The organism is Herbaspirillum sp. Her3, from assembly GCF_057961275.1.
This window is the reverse complement of record NZ_CM176328.1, coordinates 4,766,314-4,789,114: the sequence shown is the minus strand read 5'-3', so window position 1 is coordinate 4,789,114 and position 22,801 is coordinate 4,766,314. Positions and strand designations below refer to the sequence as shown.

14 protein-coding genes are annotated in these 22,801 nt (G+C 63.7%); 7 read left to right on the top strand and 7 right to left on the bottom strand.

Annotated features, from left to right (window positions below; genetic code table 11):
• Positions 1 to 46: 46 nt before the first annotated feature.
• Entirely contained in the window at positions 47 to 1,102 is a 1,056-nt protein-coding gene (tsaD, locus tag ACVC5H_RS21780; RefSeq protein ID WP_489619811.1) for a tRNA (adenosine(37)-N6)-threonylcarbamoyltransferase complex transferase subunit TsaD, read from the bottom strand.
• 131 nt (positions 1,103 to 1,233) lie between these two features.
• Here tsaD and ybiB point away from each other — a divergent pair, with 131 nt between their 5' ends.
• Entirely contained in the window at positions 1,234 to 2,232 is a 999-nt protein-coding gene (gene ybiB / locus ACVC5H_RS21775; RefSeq protein WP_489619810.1) for a DNA-binding protein YbiB, read from the top strand.
• Between the two features lie 217 nt (positions 2,233 to 2,449).
• Here ybiB and ACVC5H_RS21770 read toward each other — a convergent pair whose 3' ends face one another.
• On the bottom strand, positions 2,450 to 2,908 hold the full coding sequence (locus ACVC5H_RS21770) for an XRE family transcriptional regulator (protein ID WP_489619809.1): 459 nt from the start codon (positions 2,906 to 2,908) through the stop codon (positions 2,450 to 2,452).
• Between the two features lie 981 nt (positions 2,909 to 3,889).
• Between ACVC5H_RS21770 and ACVC5H_RS21765 the strand changes: the two genes are divergently transcribed.
• Positions 3,890 to 5,992: a putative bifunctional diguanylate cyclase/phosphodiesterase gene (locus ACVC5H_RS21765; RefSeq protein WP_489619808.1), complete on the top strand. Its 2,103-nt coding sequence runs from the start codon at positions 3,890 to 3,892 to the stop codon at positions 5,990 to 5,992.
• On the opposite strand, the gene ACVC5H_RS21760 is transcribed toward ACVC5H_RS21765, so the two are convergent.
• The 5 genes from ACVC5H_RS21760 to trxA all read right to left on the bottom strand — a co-directional run bounded on the left by ACVC5H_RS21760 (position 5,982) and on the right by trxA (position 11,603).
• Entirely contained in the window at positions 5,982 to 7,373 is a 1,392-nt protein-coding gene (locus ACVC5H_RS21760) for an MATE family efflux transporter (protein WP_489619807.1), read from the bottom strand. The two genes, ACVC5H_RS21765 and ACVC5H_RS21760, sit on opposite strands and share 11 nt — an antisense overlap.
• A gap of 18 nt (positions 7,374 to 7,391) precedes the next feature.
• On the bottom strand, positions 7,392 to 9,116 hold the full coding sequence (locus tag ACVC5H_RS21755) for an ArnT family glycosyltransferase (RefSeq protein ID WP_489619806.1): 1,725 nt from the start codon (positions 9,114 to 9,116) through the stop codon (positions 7,392 to 7,394).
• 238 nt (positions 9,117 to 9,354) lie between these two features.
• Positions 9,355 to 9,624, bottom strand: coding sequence for a type B 50S ribosomal protein L31 (locus ACVC5H_RS21750; RefSeq protein ID WP_008325780.1), 270 nt, complete (start codon positions 9,622 to 9,624; stop codon positions 9,355 to 9,357).
• A 259-nt stretch (positions 9,625 to 9,883) separates the two neighbouring features.
• A complete protein-coding gene (gene rho / locus ACVC5H_RS21745; RefSeq protein WP_008325783.1) occupies positions 9,884 to 11,146 on the bottom strand; it encodes a transcription termination factor Rho in 1,263 nt (420 codons plus the stop codon).
• Between the two features lie 130 nt (positions 11,147 to 11,276).
• A complete protein-coding gene (gene trxA / locus ACVC5H_RS21740) occupies positions 11,277 to 11,603 on the bottom strand; it encodes a thioredoxin TrxA (protein WP_338718081.1) in 327 nt (108 codons plus the stop codon).
• Between the two features lie 487 nt (positions 11,604 to 12,090).
• Between trxA and ACVC5H_RS21735 the strand changes: the two genes are divergently transcribed.
• The 5 genes from ACVC5H_RS21735 (at position 12,091) to ACVC5H_RS21715 (ending at position 22,786) form a co-directional block, all read left to right on the top strand.
• Complete coding sequence (locus ACVC5H_RS21735) at positions 12,091 to 14,850, top strand: PD-(D/E)XK nuclease family protein (protein WP_489619805.1); 2,760 nt, start codon at positions 12,091 to 12,093, stop codon at positions 14,848 to 14,850.
• The gene (locus tag ACVC5H_RS21730; protein WP_489619804.1) at positions 14,847 to 18,314 is read left to right on the top strand and encodes a UvrD-helicase domain-containing protein; all 3,468 of its coding nucleotides are present in this window, start codon (positions 14,847 to 14,849) and stop codon (positions 18,312 to 18,314) included. The genes ACVC5H_RS21735 and ACVC5H_RS21730 overlap by 4 nt, the downstream gene beginning before the upstream one ends.
• 594 nt (positions 18,315 to 18,908) lie before the next feature.
• Complete coding sequence (locus ACVC5H_RS21725; RefSeq protein WP_489619803.1) at positions 18,909 to 20,117, top strand: cation:proton antiporter; 1,209 nt, start codon at positions 18,909 to 18,911, stop codon at positions 20,115 to 20,117.
• Positions 20,114 to 21,343, top strand: coding sequence for a YbdK family carboxylate-amine ligase (locus tag ACVC5H_RS21720; RefSeq protein ID WP_489619802.1), 1,230 nt, complete (start codon positions 20,114 to 20,116; stop codon positions 21,341 to 21,343). Before ACVC5H_RS21725 ends, ACVC5H_RS21720 begins: the two co-directional genes overlap by 4 nt.
• A 234-nt stretch (positions 21,344 to 21,577) precedes the next feature.
• Positions 21,578 to 22,786, top strand: a complete 1,209-nt coding sequence (locus tag ACVC5H_RS21715) for a BaiN/RdsA family NAD(P)/FAD-dependent oxidoreductase (protein WP_489619801.1) — start codon at positions 21,578 to 21,580, stop codon at positions 22,784 to 22,786.
• The last annotated feature ends 15 nt before the right edge of the window (positions 22,787 to 22,801 follow it).

The following is a 22,801-nucleotide window of genomic DNA, read 5'->3' as shown; positions in this document are numbered from 1 at the left end:
CCGCAATCTGCATTGCGGCCCTTTTTGTTAGTGTCGTCTAAATGATTTACGCGATTGAGGCTTCAGCCTGTCGCTGCGGCGGCCGCAACTCATCCAGCGGCCAGCGCGGACGCACACCGAAGCCGTATTCCTTGCGCGCCGCACCCGGCTCTTCGCGCAGGCGCATGGCACCGGCGAAGGCGATCATGGCACCATTGTCGGTGCAGAATTGCAATTCCGGATAGAACACTTCATAACGCCGCTTGGCCGCCGCCGCGTTCAGGGCCGCACGCAGCTGTGCATTGGCACCCACGCCGCCGGCGATGACCAGACGCTTCAGGTTGGTCTGTTTCAGGGCCGTCATGCACTTGGCCACCAGCACTTCCACGATGGCATCGACGAAACCGCGTGCGATGTTGGCCTTGTCCTGTTCGCAGAGGTTGGCGCTGTGCTGCCTGACCACGGTGAGCACCGCCGTCTTCAATCCCGAGAAACTGAAATCGAGATTCTTGGAATGCAGCATCGGGCGCGGCAATTGATAAGCATTCGGATCGCCGAACTCGGCCAGGCGCGAGATCGCCGGGCCGCCAGGGTAGCCCAGACCCAGCAGCTTGGCCGACTTGTCAAAGGCTTCGCCGGCCGCGTCATCCAGGGTTTCGCCCAGCAGTTCGTAACGGCCTACACCATCCACGCGCATCAACTGCGTATGCCCGCCCGAGACCAGCAGGGCGATGAAGGGAAAGCGCGGTGGCTTGCTCGCCAGCAGGGGCGAGAGCAGGTGCCCCTCCAGGTGATGGATGCCCAGCACCGGCTTGTCCAGCGCCAGGCCCAGGCCGCAGGCCACCGAGGCGCCCACCAGCAGTGCGCCGGCCAGGCCCGGTCCCTGCGTATAGGCGATGGCATCGATGTCGCCGGCTTGCACCCGGGCATCGGCCAGGGTTTGCGTGAGCAGGGGAATGGCGCGGCGGATGTGGTCGCGCGAGGCCAGTTCGGGGACCACGCCGCCGTATTCCTGATGCATGGCAATCTGCGAATGCAGGGCATGGGCCAGGAGGCCGCGCTCGGTGTCGTACAGAGCGAGACCGGTTTCGTCACAGGAAGATTCGACGCCGAGAACTAACATGGGGATGGACTCAATGAAGCCGCCGCACCCGCGCCCGTATGGGCCGCGCGGCAAAGGCGCTATTGTAATGGAAAGCCGCCGCGCAAGCGCCCCGGCTGCGGCAGGCGGCGGTTTTGGTGTACCCTTCGGCCATGCAAAACGATGCCCCCACTCCTGTTTCCGCTCCGGCTGCGGCCGTCGAGCCCGCCCCCTTCGCTGCCGCCCGTTTCATCAAGGAAATCGGACGCGGCAAGGATGGCGCACGCAGCCTCTCGCGCGAGGATGCGCAATTGATGTACGCGGCCATGCTCGATGGCCGCGTGAGTGATCTTGAACTGGGTGCCATCCTCCTGGCCATGCGCATCAAGGGCGAGTCGGTCGAGGAGATCGCCGGCTTCCTCGCCGCCGCCGAGGCATCCTTCACGCCGCTGCGCGCACCGGCGGGCAGCTATGCCCCGGTGGTGCTGCCCAGCTACAACGGCTCGCGCAAGATGGCCAACCTGACCCCGCTGTTGTGCATGCTGCTGGTGCGCCGGGGCGTGCCGGTACTGATGCATGGCGTGACGCACGACCCGCAGCGCGTGACCAGCGCCGAGATATTCAGTGCACTGGGCGTAGCCCATGCGCAATCGGCCGCCCAGGCCGAAGCGCTGATGGCTGCCGGCCAACCGGCCTTCATTCCCATCACCGCCCTGGCACCGGCCATCGCCCGCCTGCTGGGCATGCGCGCGATATTGGGCGTGCGCAACTCGACCCATACCCTGGTCAAGATCATGCAGCCGTTCGCGCAGCCGGCGCTGCGTCTGACCTCATACACCCATCCCGAATACCTGGAGATGCTGAGCGACTACTTCAGCCATGCCGCCCCGCATGATCGCGGCGATGCCTTCCTGATGCGCGGCACCGAAGGCGAGACCGTCGCCAATGCCAGGCGCGCCCAGCGCATCGACTGGTTCAGCCATGGCACGCGCACCGTGCTGGTGGAGAAGCAGAGCGTGGCCGAAGACGTGCCGGATCTGCCCGAGGGACGCGATGCCGCCACCACGGCCGCCTGGATCAGCGAAGTGCTGGATGGCCGCCGTCCGGTACCCGAAGCCATCGCCGAGCAGGTGGAGCACTGCGTGGACGTGGCCGCGCGCATAGGTCGGTGAGTGCGGGGTTTTGCTACACGCTCTCCTGTACGGCGAGAAGCTGACAAACTGACAGGCTGCAGCGCTGGATCGTGGTGCGGCTTGCGGCCTTGGCACGCGCAGTGCGGGGCCGTAGCAAGCGAGAAAAAAAGATGATGGAAGCAAGATCCCAGGGGCAGCGGGATCGTGATTCGTCAGAGGCGCAGAACGCGGGGAAACGACAGGGGCAAGAGCGTCTTCAGGTGCGCGGACGGCGGCGGGTGGTGCTGGTGGTCTTGGGCGGCGTACTGGTTTTTTCGACGGCCAGGGCGGCGACCTGGGCGAAGGCGAAGATGACTTCCTTGACGACCTTGCGCTGCGGTGCGGGCAGGTTGATGAAGGCTTCGAAGGCTTCGCGTTCGCGGTAGCCGATAGCTTCTTCCCAGCGCGCGCGGCGCTTGTCGATGCGCTTGCCGATCTCTTCGCCGAAGCGCAGATGCTGGGGCGTGACGATCAACCATTCGGCCAGCGTTTCCAGCTTGTCCTGCTTGGGCATGGACTCGCCCAGCAGCCAGCGACGCACGCCATGCAAGGTCATCGGCTTGCCCCAGTAACGCAGATTGAATTCCCGTTCCAGAACGGCGGGCTTGGGTTCGTATCCAGCTTTTTCCATCGCTGCGCGCAGGCGCTTGGCGAATTTTTGATTGGCGGTTTCCATGATTTCGAAGGTACTTTGACGTAGCACTTTCCGGGGTACGTTTGCCTTTGAGGTGAGTTACGCAGCAAGCGTGATTTATACTCACAGGTCGGAAATGGCTCGCCATCGGTGCAGCAACAGCCTGTGTACCAGTCCGTTGAGGCAATGCCGGCAAGCATTTCCGGCCTGTGGGAAAGTGTTCATGCACAAGTCTCCAACCTGCTCCCTGGTCCATGGCGCTGCCGCATTTTGCAGGTTGGCGTACGCAGACATCAGGTCATCAGGCCAGTTCAAGTACGTCATCCGGTGTGACTGCGATGGGCCCTGACATTGCGTGTGCGCAGCGAACCAGGCGATGTCGATTTGTGATGCCTGCATTGTCGGTCCAGATGCCTTCCGTGTGCGATGGTGCCGGGCAATTATTTAAGGCTTGTGTCCGCAGCGAGACAATGCGGCCGGCACTTCCGGCAGTGACGCAGCGCGGTATTTCTGGCCCGAAGCGCGCTAGAATAGCGGTACATCGAAAGGGGCACCGATCATCCGGTGGATGAATAGCCGATATCTTTCCCGTCCTGTGAGGATGTGTTTTGTTAGATAATTGGCGCCATCCCCTTCAGGGGCATCAACGCGCCGGAACTTGCCGGGCAGTCACACAAGCATCACGCTGGTTGAATCAAATCGAATAAATCAAAGAAGTCAGCAGCATCCCAGTAGTAAGTTTTTGTTACGTAACTTTTTGAGGTTCCCGGAACGACTCCGGCGCGCGTCGCGGTAGCGGCATATCTTTTGCCACTGGCGAAGCGGGCGGGATCGTTCCTGGATGGAACGCGGCGACCCGTTGGTGTGCAACGGCGATCGACTGACGTCCTGCGGCCCGCTGCGCCACGTTGCCAGCATCAGCACCGCCAGGACGGACCGGCCGCGATACCGAGCAGGCGTTCTTTCCTGCGGGCTCCCAGCGATCGCCCGCGTGGAAGGTGCGCACCCGAGCCAGGTTCTACAATGTCAGCTTCCTTTCATTTCCTGCTGTTGGCCTTTGCCTTGCTGGTCGCCAGCCTTTCGGCCTACGCGGCGCTGGAGGTCTCCGAGCGCATCGTGCTGCAGGAAGCCCAGCATCGGCGGGTCTGGCTCTCGGTGGGGGCGGCCGTCTTCGGGGTGGGCGTGTGGGGGGCGATGCTGCTGACGGTGGCCTCGCTGGATGCACCGATGACCATCGGCTTCGATGCGCGCATGGTGGTGCTGGCGCTGCTGCTATGCCTGGCCAGCGCCTTCTACCTGATGCACCTGACCGGCATGCGGCGTCCGCATGCGGCCCGGCTGGTGATCGGCGGGTTGAGCATCGGTGCGGCCTTCAGTGCGGCCTTCTACATTGCCCTCAAGTCGATGGCGCTGGTGCCGCCCCTGCTGTATCACACGCCCTTGCTGGCCGTGGCGCTGGTGGTGTCGGAAGTGGTGGCGGTGTTCATCGTCACGCTGTTTTCTGCCAGCAACGGGCGCAAGCCCATGGCCGGCTCGCTCAACTCGCAGCAGGCGCGGCGCGTGCTGGCAGCCATGCTGGTAGGCGCCGGGCTGGTCTCGGCAACGGTGGCCGGGCTGCGTGCAGTGCTGATCGACCCGCAGGCACTAAGCCTGACCGCCGGGAGCATCACCCGCGAGCACATGGTCAATGGCCTGGTGTTTCTGGCCTTCCTGGCCATGGCGCTGGCGCTGGTGGTCAGCGGCGTGCAGCGCAATGAAGTCCTCAAGAAGATCGTCGGGCGTACCAACGACAAGCTGCTGCACTTTGCCACCCATGATGTGCTGACCGGCCTGCCCAACCGCGCCTTGCTGTCGGACCGCATCCAGCATGCGGTGGAGGTGGCGCGCCGCAATGGCAAGCCGTTTGCGGTTCTGTTCATGGATCTCGATGGTTTCAAGGCCATCAACGACTCGCTCGGCCATGCCGTGGGTGACGGCCTGCTGGTGGCAGTGGCGCAGCGCATCCGTGCCTGTATCCGTGGCGAGGACATGGTGGCGCGCATCGGTGGCGACGAGTTCGTGGTGGTAATGAGCAATCTGTCTTCGCCCGAGGTGGTGGAACAGCTGGCGGAAAATATCCTGGCCGCGCTGCGCCAGGATTTCCAGGTCGAGGATTCCCCCTTGCGCGTGACCTCCAGCATCGGCATCGCGGTCTATCCCAACAGCGGCGAGTCGGTCGATACCCTGATGAAAAACGCCGATGCCGCCATGTACGAAGCCAAGCAGAGCGGGCGCAATACCTATCGCTTCTTCGAGCCGGCCATGCATGCCAGCGCGATGCGCCATCTGCAGGTGCGCCAGGCACTGCAGCAAGCCATCGACCAGCAGCAGTTCCGCCTGCACTTCCAGCCCAAGTATCGCGGCGCCGGCAAGGAGCTGACCGGGCTGGAGGCGCTGCTGCGCTGGCATCATCCGGAGCTGGGCGAGATGGCACCCGCGGAATTCATCCCCATTGCCGAGCGCTCGGGGCAGATCCTCTGCATCGGTGACTGGGTATTGCAGGCCGTCTGCGCACAGATCGGACGCTGGGATGCAGCGGGCATGAAGCCGGTCAAGGTGGCGTTGAACCTGTCGCCGCTGCAGATGCGCACCGACCTGGTGGAGCGCATCCTGAAGGTGGTCAGTGCGGCCGGCATCGCGCCGCAGCGGCTGATGTTCGAGATCACCGAAACGGCGGCCATGAAGGATGTGGAACGCACCACGCGGGTGGTGCGGGAACTCCAGTCGCTGGGTTTCGACATCGCCATCGACGACTTCGGTACCGGCTATTCCAGCCTGGCCTATCTGGCGCAATTCCACTGCCGGCAGGTCAAGATCGACCGCTTCTTCACCTCGCGCCTGGACCTGGACGATCACTCGGGACGCGCCATCGTGGCCGCCATCATTGCACTGGCGCACGCGCTGCAGATGGAAGTGGTGGCCGAAGGCGTGGAGACCGAAGGACAACTGCGCGAACTGCAGCAGTTGCATTGTGATCAGGTGCAGGGATTCCTGCTGGGACGGCCGGACGAAGCGCTGAGCGTACCCGGCCTGGTCGACGCCAGCAATGACGATCTGTTTGCCGCCGGCAGCGTGATCAAACGCTGAGTTCGCCGCGTTGCGCGCGGCCCTGGATCACGCGCAGGTAGGCCAGCAAGCCGATACCCACCAGTCCCAGGCTGAGGCTGTTGGCCAGCCAGAAGCCGGACGGGCCGCGCAAGGCGGGCGGGGTCATGCCCAGCGGGTCCAGCCCCAGCAGATATCCTCCGCCCAGCCCCACGCCCCACAAGGTCACTGCATAGATCACGGTGGGAACCACCGCCACCTTGTAGGCGCGCAGCACGAAGGCCGTGGTGACCTGCAGGGAATCGAAGAGCTGGTAGAAGGCGATGTAGAGGAACAGCGGCAGCGCCGCGCCGACGATCACCGGGTCTGGCGTATAGGCACGAATGATGTGTTCGCGCAGGAACCAGACGATCACGCCGATCATCACCGACAGCGACACCGCCAGGCGAATCCCGGCACGGCCGATCTTCTTGGCCTCCGGCATGTTGCCGCCGCCGATGGCTTGCGCCACCAGCGTGCTGGTGGCGCTGGCAATGGACAGCGGCAGCATGTACAGCACCGTGCCGACGTTGGCCGTGATCTGGTGGCCCGCCACCGGCACCGCGCCCAGGCGCGCGATGAAGACCGCCATCAGGGTAAAGGCGGTGACTTCGATGAAGTAGGACATGCCAATCGGAATGCCCAGCCGCAGCAGCGTGCGCTGGCTCTGCCAGGAGGGCGCGACGAAGCCGCTGCCAAAGAGCTTCAGCGGCCGATACAGCGGCAGGCGCGCCACCAGCAGCCAGGCGACGATCATCATCATCCACGCGATCAGGGTGGTGGCAATGGCGCAGCCGGGGCCGCCGAAGGCCGGCAGTCCCAGGCCGCCGAAGATGAGCAGGGCGTTCAGGGGGAGCTTCAGCAACAGGCCGCCCAGCTGCAGGGCCATCACCATCTTGGGCCGGGCCAGCGCGGTATTGAGTGAAGAGTAGACACGGAAGAACAGCGTGGCCGGCAGCGCCAGCGCTTCGATGCGCAGGTACAGGGTGGCTTTCTCCACCAGTTCCGGGGAGGCCTTGGCCAGGGCCAGGAACAGCGGCGAAAACATCAGCACCAGCGAACCGACCGCCGAGAGCAACACGGCCAGCCACATGCCCTGCTTGACCTCATGGCCGATCTCGCCCACGCGGCCGGCACCGAAGAGTTGGCCGATGGTCGGCTGCAGGGCCTGCAGCACGCCCGACAAGCCGACGAACACGCTCACGTAGATCGACACGCCCAGCGCCAGCGCGGCCAGGTCCAGCGCCGAAAAGCGCGAGACCATGGCGGTATCGATCACGCCGTTGGCGATGATGGCCAACTGGCCGATCAACAGCGGCCAGGCCAGCCGCGCGATGCGGCCGGCGTGATGGCGGGAGCTATGGACGGACAGTTCTGTGGTCACGCGTGCACGGGCCTACAATCAGCGGCCGGCGCGGCGATAGAGACGGAAGCGTTCGTCGCGGTCCGAGGGGCGGCGGCCTTCCCAGAGCATGCGCCAGTTGCCGGGGTATTGACGCAGCATGAGCGAGGCATCCTGGTTGCTGATGTCATCCTGCAGCAGCAGGTAATCGCAGCTCTGGTCGCGCTCGTCGGCAAAGCGCACGTCGCCGAAGTAGGCGAAGGAAGCCCGTTGGGCCGGACCGACGTTGGTCTGCACGCATTGCTTGACCGAGCCCAGCTTCGATTCGATCTGCTCGGCCACGCCCGCATAGCTCTTGCCGTAGTTGACCCAGGGCAGCCATAGCGTCATCAGCAGGACCCAGCACAGGATCACGCCGCCCGAGGACAGCACCACGGCGCGCCACAGCACCGAGGGACGACGCGAGATGCGCCAGTGCACCACCACGATCCAGGCGATGGTGGCGGCCACGGCGATGGCCAGCGAGATCCAGGCGAAGCCGGGTTTGAAGCCGGGTGCGAGCTTGTAGGCATTGCGTGCGATCTGGGCCGGCCAGCCGGTTTCCTTGGCGATCCAGCCGATCCAGATGAAGGCTGCCGAGGTGGTCAGGGTCATCACCGAGAACCAGTCCACTGCATTGATGGCACCGCGCTTCATGGTCGGCAGGCCGAAGGCGGCCAGGATGGCCAGCGCCGGCAGCAGCGGCAGCAGCATGCCTTCTTCACGATGCACGTTGATCAGCAGCAGCAGCGTGATGGGAATCAGGAAGGCCAGCGGCAGCGCGATATGCAGCGAGCCCAGCTGGCGCCGCCAGGCGTACAGTGCCCAGCCCGCAAACGGCCAGGCCGGCCAGGCGAACCAGACGCCGTACTTGCCGAGGAAGGCCAGCGTGGCAAAGGTGGGGCGGTTCAACTGGTAGATGTTCCAGCTCATCCACAGCTCGAACTGGCCGGCGGCTTCAGCCGGAATCAGCTGGTGCAATGCGACCACCCAGGCGGCGCTGATGAGCAGGGCCAGCGGCAGGGTCAGCAAGAGCAACAGGCGCAGTGCACGGCCATCCTTGCGCAGCGTGGCCAGCAGCAGCAATGCAATCAGCACGCCCACCGGCAGCAGCCAGCCATAGGTCAGCACCAGCATGCCCAGCGCCAGGCCCAGCCAGATGCCGTGGCGCCGCTTGCCGCCATCGAAGACGCGCGCCGCACCGAACATGGCGTAGGCCACCAGGGCGATCTGCAGGGTCTTGGGGCTGGTCTCGTGGCTATGCAGCAGCAGGCCGAGGAAACCGAGATAGATCAGGAAGGCGCCATCGGCCAGGGTGCGGCCGAAGTCCTTGGGTTCGGGCTGGCCGCCGAAGGCCAGCTTCAAGGGTTGTGCCTCGCTACGGCGGCCCAGCAGATAGGTGGTGTACCAGATCGACATGGAGCCCACCAGGAAGCAGCCCACGACCGAGATGCGCGCGGCCAGCGGGTCGCCCAGCAGCCAGCCGAACAGCTTGATGCAGATCGCCCCGAACCAGTAGGCCAGCGGGCTCTCGGCCGGCAGCGGCAGGCCGGCCACGTTGGGGGTGAGCCAGTCGGCCAGATGGCCGTGCGCCATGGTCCACATGATGCCGAAGCTGGTGGCGTCCTCGTTCTTCCACGGATCGCGGCCGATCAGGCCGGGCAGGATGTAGAGGAGGGCGAGCGCAAAGAGGACCATGCGCGGAAGCACATTGGTCGCTGCGGCGGGAAGACGGACTGGCTTCATCAAGATCTTGTTGCTCTTGTTCTGTGCTGCGTGGTGAGTGGTGCGCCAGCCGGAGTGGTCTGCGCGGCGCTTGCCGTTGTGTTCGGCTTTGGACTTTTTTTGCAGGCCCTATTGTGCAGGAAAACCCGGTAAAAAGTTGTTTCAGTCTGCTACATCGTGGTGCAGGCGCGGCCTGGGCACCACGCAAGAGCCAAACAAAAAAGGCAGCCGGAGCTGCCTTTTTTGAGGGAAGTACAGATTACGCCTTCGAGACAGCAGTCTTCGAACCGACGGAACCGAACTTCTGGCGGAACTTCTCGACGCGGCCAGCGGTGTCGACGATCTTGTGCTTGCCGGTGTAGAACGGGTGCGATTCGGAGGACACTTCGATCTTCACCAGGGGATATTGCTTGCCTTCGAACTCGGCGGTTTCGCGGGTGCCGATGGTCGAGCGGGTGATGAACTTGAAGTCGTTCGACATGTCGTGGAACAGGACTTCGCGGTAATCCGGGTGGATGCCTTCTTTCATGATTGCCTCAAGAGTAGTTTGGTAGCCAATCGCCACTTCGTCGGTCGCCTTGCTTCTTGACCCGATTGATGATCACTTGCCGGTTTGGAAAAGTCCGAAATTATACAGTGAAATCAGGGGCTTGGGTCAAGGCGAGCCAGTGGGCGCCCGCTGGCGGCGTGGTTTTTCAGTTGAAAATACGCGTTTATTGTTGCTGCCGGGTCAATAAAAAACGGCATGCCCGGTGAGGGGCATGCCGTCTTGTGGTCCACGCAATGATTTAGTTGCCGCGACGCATCATGTCGAAGAACTCGGCGTTGTTCTTGGTGGACTTCATCTTGTCGAGGATGAATTCCATCGCCTCGATTTCATCCATGTCGTACATGAGCTTGCGCAGCACCCAGATCTTTTGCAGCTGGTCCGGCTTGATCAGCAGCTCTTCGCGGCGGGTGCCGGACTTGGAGAGGTTGATGGCGGGGTAGACGCGCTTCTCGGCCAGGCGGCGTTCCAGGTGCACTTCCATGTTGCCGGTGCCCTTGAATTCTTCGTAGATCACGTCATCCATGCGCGAACCGGTTTCGATCAGGGCGGTGGCGATGATGGTCAGCGAGCCACCTTCTTCCACGTTACGGGCCGCACCGAAGAAGCGCTTCGGGCGTTGCAGCGCGTTGGCGTCCACACCACCGGTGAGCACCTTGCCGGAGGCCGGGATCACGGTGTTGTAGGCGCGTGCCAGACGGGTGATCGAGTCCAGCAGGATGACCACGTCCTTCTTCATTTCGACCAGGCGCTTGGCCTTTTCCAGCACCATTTCGGCGACCTGCACGTGACGCGTGGCCGGTTCGTCGAAGGTGGAGGCGACCACTTCGCCGCGCACCGAGCGCTGCATTTCGGTCACTTCTTCCGGACGTTCGTCGATCAGCAGCACGATCATCACGGTGTCCGGATGATTGGTGGTGATGGCGTGGGCGATGTGTTGCAGCATCACCGACTTGCCCGACTTGGGCGAGGCCACCAGCAGGCCGCGCTGGCCGCGGCCGACCGGGGCGATCAGGTCGATGATGCGGCCGGTGATGTTTTCCTCGCCGCGCATGTCGCGCTCCAGCTGCAGCAGCTTGTTGGGGTGCAGCGGCGTGAGGTTTTCAAACAGGATGCGGTGCTTGGAGGCTTCCGGCGGTTCGCCGTTGACCTTGTCGACCTTGACCAGGGCGAAATAGCGCTCGCCATCCTTGGGCGTGCGCACTTCACCTTCGATGGAGTCGCCGGTGTGCAGGTTGAAACGGCGGATCTGCGAAGGCGAGATGTAAATGTCGTCGGTGGACGCCATGTAGCTGGCGTCGGGCGAGCGCAGGAAGCCGAAGCCGTCAGGCAACACTTCGAGGGCGCCATCGCCAAAAATCTGTTCTCCTGATTTTGCGCGCTTCTTCAGGATGGCAAACATCAGCTCCTGTTTGCGCAGGCGCGCAGCATTCTCGATGTCCAGGCTGATTGCCATTTCCAGCAAGGCAGAGACGTGCATCGCTTTTAGTTCTGATAAGTGCATATGAGTGTCCCGGGACGGGATAAGTAAAGGTGGGGGAGGGAATTGCGTGGTGTGGATCTAGGATAAACCCGGCATCGTGTACCGGGCGGACGGCAGCGCGAGCGCGCCGCCGTCGGATGTTACATCAGAATCAGATGTTGCTGTCGATGAACGAGACCAACTGACCCTTGGCCAGTGCGCCGACCTTCTGGGCAGCAGCAGCGCCGTTCTTGAACAGGATCAGGGTCGGGATGCCGCGGATGCCGAACTTGGCCGGGATGGCCTGGTTGGAGTCCACGTCCAGCTTGGCGATCTGCAGCTTGCCGTCGTATTCCTTGGCGACTTCTTCCAGGATCGGGGCGATGGCCTTGCAGGGACCGCACCATTCGGCCCAGAAATCAACCAGCACGGGCTTGTCAGACTTCAGCACATCGGCGTCGAAGGAGGCGTCGGTAATATGTTTGATATGTTCGCTCATGGCATTTCCTCGGTATGAGGCAGTGGTGTAATTAGTCAATCAGCGCCGGTGACACATACCATCAGGCCTGGCGTGAGCCATCAACGCTTCCGGAGTTGCTAGGTCTACGTGGAGTCGTTGCGCGCCGATTCAAGTTGTTTTGAAGCGCGGCAGAGGTAAGCGGCGGGGTACAGGGGCAATCATAACCCATTTTGAAGGAAAGTGTAGACGCGCGGACCGGGGCTTGTTGTCGGCTGTCCTCATCGCTTCCGGTCCGGCTGTGGCCAAGCGCCGGCGCGGCTTTGCCCGCTGCGGCAGAGGTCCGGACCGGGGCGCGGCAGGGGCCGGCTGGCATACAATGCGCAGCAGTTGCGGCGGGTGCGTGATTGAAAAAATCTCTTGGAGCAAGAGAAAAATACAATCACTGCCCGCGCCGGCCGGCCGCTTTGCTGACCTGTCAGCGCCATCCGCGCTATCCTCAACCGCCATCATTGAACCCTGAGAACGCATGCTGCTTGCTACCGTCCCCATCCCGCCCAGTCCCGATTTCTGGCAACAGGCCGTGCGCGCGCTGCTGCGCGAGGGCCAGCCGCTGGGCCAGGCCCTGCAGGCACAATCGGACGGCGCGCTGGATTTCTCGGGGGTGCAATGGATGGTGCCGGCGTTTTCGCACGCGCAGAACTTCAAGGCGGCACTGTCGCGCGAACTACGCCGTCCCTACATCGCGCCGCGCATCAATACGCTCTCGGGCCTGTTGGCCATGCAGCCACCGGGCGAGAGCGCGCCGCCCTCCGAGAGTGAGCGGCTCATGCAGCTCTATGCGCAATTGCGCGAGCATGGCTGGCTCAAGAAAATGTTTTCCGCCCGCCGCAACGCCGACCTGCTGCCGCTGGCACAGACGCTGTTGGCGTTGTCCGATGAACTGACGCTGGCGCTGCTGCCCGAGATCCGCGCCCATGCCGATGGCGAAGAGGCCGCCGTGGGCCGCTGGACCCAGGCCCTGGCACAACTGCTGGAACCGCTGGCCCCCTCGGCGCACGGCATGCTCTCCGATGAAGCGGCGCTGGTATGGCAGGTCTGGAAGACCCAGCTCGATGCCCATGACCGCATCGTGCAACGCTTTGATGCCATGCTGACCCTGGCTGACCAGGCCAGCCTGCCGCTGGTGTGGGTCAGCCCGACCGAACCGGAACCGCTGGATGCAGCTTTTCTCGCAGCCTATGCACAGCGCCAGCCGGTGCGCATCGTTACCCTGGACTGGAGCCGTGCCGCCATTGCGCCGCTGCATCCGCTGTATCTGTCGGCCTGGGAAGAACTGGTACGCGAGGATGACGGTATCCAGCCGGATACTGGCGAGCCCGCCGCATCGTCGGTGGCTGCCACCGCCATGCCGCTGCTGTGCCCGGCCGGCGACCTGGAAAACGCTGCCGTGCAAAGCGCGCAGATCGTGCTGCGCTGGCTGCAGCAGGGCAAGACCGACATCGCCATCGTGGCGCAGGATCGCGTCACCGCGCGCCGCCTGCGCGCCCTGCTGGAGCGAGCCGAAGTAGCCGTGGCCGACGAGACCGGCTGGAAGCTCTCCACCACCCGCGCCGCCGCTGCGCTGGCGGCCTGGAACGATCTGGTCTCGGCCCGTGGCGAGACCAATGCACTGCTGGATCTGCTGAAGTCGCCCTTTGTCTTCCCGGATGATGCGCACCGCAGCGATCGCGTCATGCGCATTGAAGCCCGCCTGCGCCGCACCAACATCGCCGGCGACTGGCAGGCGCTGCAATCGGCCTTCGCCGAAGCCGGGCAGGCCGATGACCTGGCCTGCATCATCACCCTGGCCAAGCAGGCGGCCCGCTTCGGCGGACGCAAGACCCTGGCGCAATGGTGCGAGACCCAGCGCGGCCTGTGCCAGGCCCTGGGCATGGAAGCCGCGCTGCGCGCCGATGGCGCGGGCACACAGTGTCTGCTGATGCTTGATGAGATCGCGGCCGAACAGGATGGACTGGCCGATACGTTTTCCTTTGCCGAATGGCGCGCGCTGCTCAATCTGCGTCTGGACGCCACTTCCTTCATGCCGCCCATCAAGGACCGGCGCGTCGTGATGTTGCCTCTGAACGGCGCGCGCCTGCGGCGTTTCGAGGCGGTGCTGGTGATCGGCGCCGATGCGGCGCATTTGCCTTCACCTCCGCAGGAAACCCTGTTCTTCTCCAATGCCGTACGTCGCGAACTGAACCTGGCCACGCGTGCCACGCGGCAGCGCCAGCAGTTGCGCGACCTCACCGAATTGCTGTGCGTGAATCCCGAAGTGGTCCTGTGCTGGCAGACCCATCAGGACGGTGAACCCAATCCGGTCAGTCCCTGGATCGAGCGCCTGGAACTGAAACTGGCGCAGCAGGGCGCAGCGCCCCTGCGCCGGATAGAACTGCCGCCGCCGATGAAGCAGTTGCATGCGCTGCCCTCGTTCATGCCCGCGCCCAGCGCGCCGGAGCTGTTGCCGCCCTCGCTGTCGGCCAGCGGCTTCGGCAGCTTCCTCGCCTGCCCGTATCAGTTCTTTGCCCAGCGCATGCTGCGCGTGGCCGTCATGGACGAGCTCTCGGACATGCCCGAGAAGCGCGACTACGGCAGCTGGTTGCACGAAATTCTTTACAAATATCACGCCCACCTGCGCGACAACGACACTCCGCTGTCCGCCCGCGCACCGCTGCTGGCGCGGTTTTCCGACGAGGTATTCCAGCGCGAGATGCAGCGCCATCCCGCCGCGCTGGCCTTCCATGCGCGCTGGCAGAAGGTGATGCCGGCCTACCTGCTGTGGGCCAATGAGCGTGAAGCCGAGGGCTGGCAATTTGCCTTCGGTGAACAATCGCAGTCCCACGCATTGCGCTGGGAAGATGGCGGCATCGAGCTCTATGGACGGCTCGATCGTGTGGACCGCAATGACCAGGGCGAGCGCGCCGTGCTCGACTACAAGACCCGCACTGCCGCCAGCCTCAAGCAGAAGGTCAGGGAAGAGGATGACCATCAGCTGGCCTTCTACGGCCTGCTGGCCGGTGGCACCGTGGACCACGCCCACTACGTCGCCCTTGAACTGGGCCCCGACAAGAAAACCGGCGACGTCGCCGCTCCCGATTTCGCACGCAGACAGAAGATGCTCCAGCAACAGATCACCACCACCATGCACGCCGTGGCGCACGGCGCAGCCCTGCCGGCCAACGGCATCGAATCGGTCTGCCAGTATTGCGAGATGCGCGGCCTGTGCCGCAAGGGAGCCTGGCTGTGAGCGCCGCCGACAAGCAAGCTGCCGCCTACGAGGTCGACGACAAGCCCGTCGGTGCGGATATCTTTACGCGAGAAGCCTGCGACCCACGCCATTCGGTCGTGGTGGAAGCATGCGCCGGCAGCGGCAAGACCTGGCTGCTGGTGGCGCGCATGCTGCGCCTGCTGCTGGCGGGTGCGCAGGCGCCGGAACTGCTGGCCATCACCTTCACCCGCAAGGCCGCGCAGGAAATGCGTGAACGCCTGCTCGAACTGCTGCATGAACTGGCCCTGGCCAGCGATGCCCAAGCCGCTGCGCTGTTGCGCGAGCGCGGCGTGGCCGAGCCTGACCTGCCCCGGCTGTTGCCGGTGGCGCGCGGCTTGTATGAACGCATTCTTTCGTCCGAACAAAGCCTGTCCATCGATACGTTCCACAGCTGGTTCGCCCGCCTGCTGCAGATCGCGCCGCTGGCCTCGGGCGTGCCGCACGGTTATACCCTGACGGAAAAAAACGGCGAGCTGCTCGATGAAGCCTATCGGCGCTTCATGCAGAAACTGGGGGATCCCGATGGCGCGCCGATCAAGGCGGCGTTGCTGGAACTCTACGAACTGGCGGGCGACTTCAATGCACGCCAGTTGCTCGACGCCTTCATCGACAAGCGCGCTGAATGGTGGGCGGCCACGCAGGATGATGAAGAGGAGGGCGGTGAGGAAAACGTCATGCCCTCCCCCTTGCGCTGGCTGGAAGACCTCTGCGGCGCCGATGCGCAGCGCGATGCGCGCCTGTCGCTGTGGGAGGTTCCCACGCTGGTAGCGCGCGCAAGCCAGATTGCGATCCTGCTGGGGCAGGGCGGTAGCGCTAACAAGACGCGCGCGGTAGCCATCGAATCCGCCTTGACAGCGGGCCCCGCACTGGAGAATTTTGATGCGCTCTACAACCAGTTCTTCGATGACAAGGACAAGCCACGCAAGAACGGCAAGGTCAAGTCGCTGCTGGCGGCGCTGGTGCAGCACTTCGAGGCTGGCGAGGAAGCCGCGCTGTCCGCCTTTGAAGACGAATTCAATGCGATCGGTGCAGAACTGCGCAGTCTGCAGGGACGCAGCAAGGAGAAGGGCGTACTGCAACTCAACCGCGCCCTCTTCACCGCAGGCCGCGCCTACCTGGCCAGCTACCAGGAAGTGAAAGCCGAACAGCGCGTGCTGGACTTCGCCGACCTCGAATGGCAGGCCTACCGCCTGCTGCGCAACGAAGCCAGCGCCGCCTACCTGCAGACCCGTCTGGATGCGCGCTACAAGCACATCCTGCTGGATGAATTCCAGGACACCAACCCGCTGCAATGGTGCATCGTACGCTGCTGGCTCGATGCCTATGGCGGCGATGCGGCCCAGCCCAGCGTGTTCGTGGTGGGCGATCCCAAGCAGTCGATCTATCGCTTCCGCCGCGCCGAACCGCGCGTGTTCGTGGCAGCGCGCGAGATGCTGCGTGCGCAGGGGGCGGCCATTCTGCGCGCCAACCAGACCCGCCGCAATGCGACGGCGGTGGTCGCGGTGCTCAATCGTTCATTCGTCATGGGCTGCAATCCCTTGTTCGCTGAACAGACCACGCTCGGCCTTGCTGGTGGCGAGGTCTGGCGTCTGCCCCTGGCGCGGCAAGACGATAGTGCAGAAAACGTCACCCCGCCTGAAACCACCGAAGAACCGGCCTCTGCAGACACGGCGCAGAACGAGCCGGACATCATCCCCTGGCGCAATCCGCTGACCACGCCGCGCGGCGAGGAAGACGATGCGCGCCGCCTGCTGGAAGGGCAGGCGCTGGCGCAGGCGCTGTTGAAGGCGTATCGGGAAGTACCGGTCATCGAGGGCCGGGGCACGCGCGCCATGCGCTGGGGCGACATCATGCTGCTGGTGCGCAAGCGCACCCACCTGGCCGCCTATGAGAGCGCCTTGCGCGCGGCCGGTATTCCCTTCATTTCCGACAAGCGCGGCGGCCTGCTCGAATCGCTGGAGATCGCCGACCTGATCGCGCTGCTGACCTTCCTCATCACGCCCAACGATACGCGTGCGCTGGCCCACGTCCTCAAGAGCCCCATCATCGGGGCGGCCGATGATGACCTGGTGCAGATCGCGCGCCGCGTGGCACAGGCCGAGGGCGGCCACTGGTGGCAGCACCTGCAGGCCATGCAGCAGGAGGGCGCAGCCTCGGCCGCGCTGGTGCGTGCGGTCACGCTGTTGCAGCGCTGGCTGGCGGCCGCGCCGCACCTGCCGGTGCATGACCTGCTGGACATGATCCTGCATCAGGGTGAACTGGTGGCGCGCTATGCGCAGCATGCCTCGCCGCTCACGCGCAGCCAGACCCTCGGTAATATCGCGGCCTTCGTCGAGCTGTCCCTGAACATGGATGCGGGCCGCTATCCCAGCCTGCCCAAGTTCATCGATGCGCTGCGCGTCCTGCAGCGCAGCTCCGGCGGCGATGCGCCCGATGAAGCCAGCGTGGACGCCAGCGCCGATGCCGTGCGCATCCTCACCGTACACAGTGCCAAGGGGCTGGAGGCGCCGGTGGTGGCGATCCTCGATGCCAATCACAGCGATTCGGTGGAAGACAACCTCGGCATCCTCTGCGCCTGGCCGCAGGACCAGGATGCGCCGACGCATTTCTCCGCCTTCGGCCGCCGCAGCGAACGCGGCTGCGCGCGCGATGCGCTGTTCGAGGAAGAAGAGCTGTTGAAGACCCAGGAAGACTGGAACCTGCTTTATGTCGCCATCACGCGCGCCAAGCAATTGCTGCTGGTCTCGGGCGTGGCCGGCAAACGCGGCGCTGGCGAGGGCGGGGTGGTGGAGGGCAGCTGGTACCAGCGCCTCTTCGCCAGCGATGCCCCGGTGCGCGAGATCAGCGAGGAGTCGGTCCACGGTGCCGATGCCGCCGACATCGAGGAGCACTTCTCGCTGCCGCTGTTCGATCCCAAGCCGGTGCCGATGTCGCTCTTTGGCGCGGACGAGGACGGCGCGCTGCCGGAGGTCGACGCCGATGGCACGCTGGTCAGCACCGACGCCATCGATGAAGGCGTGGCCCTGCATGCGTTGCTGGAACGTCTCACCCACGGCAACGCCTGGCCGTTGCGCCTGCCGTCAGCCTCCACTCTGGTGCGCTGGCTGGGCATTTCCTCGGAGATGGCGCAGGTGGTGCATGCGCAGGCGCGCGAGGTGCTGGCCCAGCCGCAGCTGGAACGCTTCTTCAATCCGGCGCTGCATCGCTGGGCGCGCAACGAGATGGAAATCGTCGCGCCGTCGGGCGTGCTGCGACTGGACCGCGTGGTCATGTTCGACGATGAAGTCTGGGTGCTCGATTACAAGCGCCGCCTGCTCGATAGCGAACGCGCCGATTACGCGGCCCAACTGGCACGTTATCGCAGTGCGCTCGTGTCGGTTTTTTCTGACAAACGAATCAGGTCTGCGCTGATTACCGCTGACGGCATGCTGACGGAACATTGAGGCTCCCCCAACTACCGTCGTCTTCTCCATGCGCTTCGGACAGATTCCAGACATTCAATAAACATCAGATCAGGAAGTTAGAACTCATTTCATCAATAAACGTGAGTGCGAGCGAGTCCCGTTTGGGATGAAGTGCAAGGCGCGAATTTGGGTCAAGACTGGACGTCTTGACCCAAATTCGTAACGCAGCAATTCGCCCAAACGGGCCGCTCCCTTCGGGTTCTGCCCAGAAAGGGCGCTGGCCGCGTTGTGCTCCTTGCGTGTGGCACCGCCACACGACGCGTCGCACGCCTTGCCAGCGCCCTTTCTGGGCAGAACGCATCTCACGTTTATTGATGAAATGAGTTCTGGCATTTCCGTTGTAGGTAAAAAAAACATCATCGCGTAGAGCAAGAGTGATATCTTCTGGGCTCCGAGTTTTTTGATGGCAGATTTTTCCTTAGAAAATCTTCACCAGAAAAACGGGCCTGTTCTCGTCGGGCAATCCGTGCACCCCATGTGCGTTACGCTGCCCGCGCTCACGCGATCCGCGCCGTGCATGCCGTATTACGCCATGCGATTGCGGTTCAACACCTAATCGTTACAGGAGGAGATATGGAGTGGGCTCTTCCGTCGTTCACCCTCGCACAGACGCTGCAATGGAATGCCCTGCTGGTATTCGGCGGCCTGCTGCTCTTCGGGCTGATCGCGGGTTACATCGTTTCCAAATCCCCATGGGTGCCACGCATCACGGGGTATCTGCTGGTCGGTTTCCTGCTGGGCACCGGTGGCTTCAATCTGCTGTCCGGTGAAGTCCTCAAGGTCACCAACATCTTCGCCGACATCGCCGTGGCGCTGGTGGTCTATCAATTGGGCCGCTATGTGGACATCGGCTGGCTGCGCCGCGAAAAATGGCTGATGATCACCGTTGGCGTCTCGGCCGTGCTGTGTTTCGGTTTCGTCAGTGTTGCATTGAGCTGGTTCGGTACCGATTCGGTGATGGCGCTGTTGGGCGGCGTGATGGCCATCGCCACCGCCCCTGCCGTGGTGCTGGTGGTGCTGCGCGACCTCAAGGCCGAAGGCCAGGTCACGCGCCGTCTGGCTGCCATGACGGCACTCAACAATTTCGTCGCCGTGCTGGCGGCTTACGCGCTCTTGCCGGTCATCGCGCATGAGGCGGGTACACCCGTCTGGACGCTGATCCAGCACACGCTGTATTCGCTGATCGGTTCGGCCATCCTGGCCTATCTGACGTATTGGTTGATGATGCCGCTGGCGCGCCTGCTGGGCCGCGAAAGCAGTTCGCAATTCGTGCTGGTGATCTCGGTGATCGCGCTGGCCATCGGGGTGGCGCATGCGCTGCATCTGCCGGTGATGCTGTCCATGCTGATCTTCGCCATCCTCTCCAAGAACCTGGATCGCCAGTTCGACCTGATGGAGCTGGAGTTCGGCGTGGCCAATGAATTGTTCATCGTGATGCTCTTCGTCACGGTGGGTGCGTCGATGAAGCTGTCGGACCTGAGCCTGCTGGGCTTCTCGGTGCTGATCCTGATCGCGGCGCGCTTCCTGGCCATGGGGCTGGGCATCTTCCTGTTCGCCCGCTTTGCGCGCATGAACTGGCGCCAGGCCGGCCTGCTCACGCTGGGTACCTTGCCCATGACCGAGGTCGGCGTGGGACTGATGCAAACCGTTTCGTCGCTGTACCCGCACACCACGGCCAATGTCTTGCCGCTGCTGGCGGGCAGCATGGTGGTCCTGGAATTCCTGGGGCCGGTGGCAACCCAGTTTGCCTTGATCAAATCTGGAGAGAGTGGACGCGAATGACTACCGAGACACTGATCCGCAACGAACATGACGCCCCCGCCAGCCAGGCCCATGTGGCCGGCCCGCAGGGCAGTGCCGGCATTTTGCCGTTCGGTTCTTCCACGCCCTTTACCATGGGCATCGAGCTGGAACTGCAACTGGTCAATCGCCGCAACTACAACCTGGCCAGCGATGCGGTGGACCTGCTGAACTGGATCGAACCGCGCGACCTGCAAAAGCAGATCAAGCTGGAAATGACGCAGGGCATGATCGAGCTGAACTCCGGCATCCATACGCGCGTCGATGAACTGATCGAAGAACTGAAGGGCTTGCGCGCGGCCTTGAACAAGGGCGCGCAGTATCTCAACATCGACGTCTCCGGCGGCGGTGCGCATCCCTTCCAGCACTGGAACGAGCAGCGCATCACGCCCAGCGAGCGCTTCCATTACCTGCACGAGAAATACGGCTACCTGGCCAAGACCTTCACCGTCTTCGGCCAGCACATCCACATCGGCGTGGAGAATGGCGATGATGCGCTGTATCTCACGCACGGCTTCTCGCGTTACGTGCCGCACTTCATTGCGCTGTCGGCGGCGTCGCCGTTCTATCAAGGGGCGGACACCAAGTTCGAGTCTTCGCGCAGCAACGTGGTACGCGCTTTCCCGCTCTCGGGCACGGCGCCGGTGCATACCACCTGGGCCGAGTTCGAGACGTATTACGATGAATTGCACCAGATGGGCATCATCGCCAGCATGAAGGATTTCTATTGGGACATCCGCCCCAAGCCCGAGTACGGCACCGTCGAAATCCGCGTCTGCGATACGCCGCTGACCATCGAGCATGCCGCGCACCTGGGCGCCTATGCGCAACTGCTGGCACGCTGGATCCTGACCGAGCGGCCCTTCGTGGTCGGGGATGATTTCTATCTGCTGTACCAGTACAACCGCTTCGAGGCCAGCCGCTTCGGGCTCAACGGCCAGCTGGCCCTGCATGGTGCCACGCCATCGCAATCGCGCAAGCTGCCCATCTATGAACACCTGCTGCAGCAGTTGCAGTTGCTGGAGCCCTATGTGGCCAATGAGGCGGAACAGCAGACCATCACGCGCTTGCGGCGCATTGCGCATGATCGTTTGTCCGATGCGGGCTGGCTGCGCCAGATGTTCGCCCAGCGCGGTTCGCTCAATGACATGATGCGCTTGTCGTCGGAATTGTGGATGGGCGTGGAGCCGCCGCCGTATTTCCAGTAAATGATATAAATGATTTGCTGATTGTTGAGGTAAGGTTGAGGCACCTGGCATCCGCCGTGTTTGCAGAGCGCAGCGGATGATGGGAGGAAGAAGGCAAGGGGCCGGTGTCACGAGATGCCGGCCCTTTGTCTTTGGTGCGTTGTTTCCCGGCTCTTGTCTTGCGGGGCCGGGATCGCCGACAATCACAGCTTTGAAGCGGCCTCGGGCTGCACCGAGATGCGTGCCGGAGGAAGCATGAGCAAAAACAACCCCAATCATTTTGATGTCGCCATCATCGGCGCCGGTGCGGCCGGCATGATGTGTGCCGCCGTGGCGGGCCAGCGCGGCCGGCGCGTGGTGCTGATCGATCACGCCGCCAAGCTGGCCGAGAAGATCCGTATCTCCGGCGGCGGCCGCTGCAATTTCACCAATGTGGGCGCAGGTCCGCAGCATTACCTGTCGCAGAATCCGCATTTCTGCCGCAGCGCCTTGTCGCGCTATACGCCGCAGGATTTCATCGGGCTGGTCAAGCGGCATCGCATCGGTTTCCATGAAAAGCACAAGGGGCAACTCTTCTGCGATGACTCCGCCGAGGACATCATCGCCATGCTCAAGGCCGAATGTGAGGCCGGCAACGTCAGCTGGCGCATGCCCTGCACGGTGCAGGAGGTGGGCAAGAGCGGCGAGCTGTTCCGCATCGCCACCAGCGCCGGCGAGATCCAGGCGGCGAGCCTGGTGATTGCGACGGGCGGCTTGTCCATCCCCAAGATCGGGGCGACCGATTTCGCCTATCGCATCGCCCGCCAGTTCGACTTGAAGCTGGTCGAGACCCGTCCGGGCCTGGTGCCGCTGACCTTCGATGGCAAGGCCTGGCAGTCGCTGACCGAACTGGCCGGCATTGCGCTGGAAGTGGAGGTGGAGACGGGCGTGAAGAAGGAACGCGGACATTTCCTCGAAGACCTCCTGTTCACCCATCGTGGCTTGTCGGGCCCGGCCATCCTGCAGATCTCCAGTTTCTGGAAACCGGGCACGCCCCTGACGCTGAACCTGCTGCCACAGCTGGACGTGGCCGAGACCCTGATCGAGGGCAAGGGCACGCTCAAGAAGAACCTCGGCAACCTGCTGGCGCAGTGGCTGCCCAATCGGCTGGCCGAAGGCTGGCTCAAGATCAATGGCTTCGATGCCGGGGCGCGCATCGCCGACATGCCTGACAAGTCCCTGAAGAAGCTGGGCGATTCGCTCAACCGCTGGGTCATCCTGCCCAGCGGCTCGGAGGGCTACCGCAAGGCCGAAGTCACGCTGGGCGGGGTGGATACGCGCGAGCTGTCGCAGCAGACCATGATGGCCAACAAGGTGCCGGGCCTGCACTTCATCGGCGAGGCCATGGACGTTACCGGCTGGCTCGGTGGCTACAATTTCCAGTGGGCCTGGGCCTCAGGTGTGGCGGCGGGTTCGGCGGTGTGACGCCGGCCTGGAAGG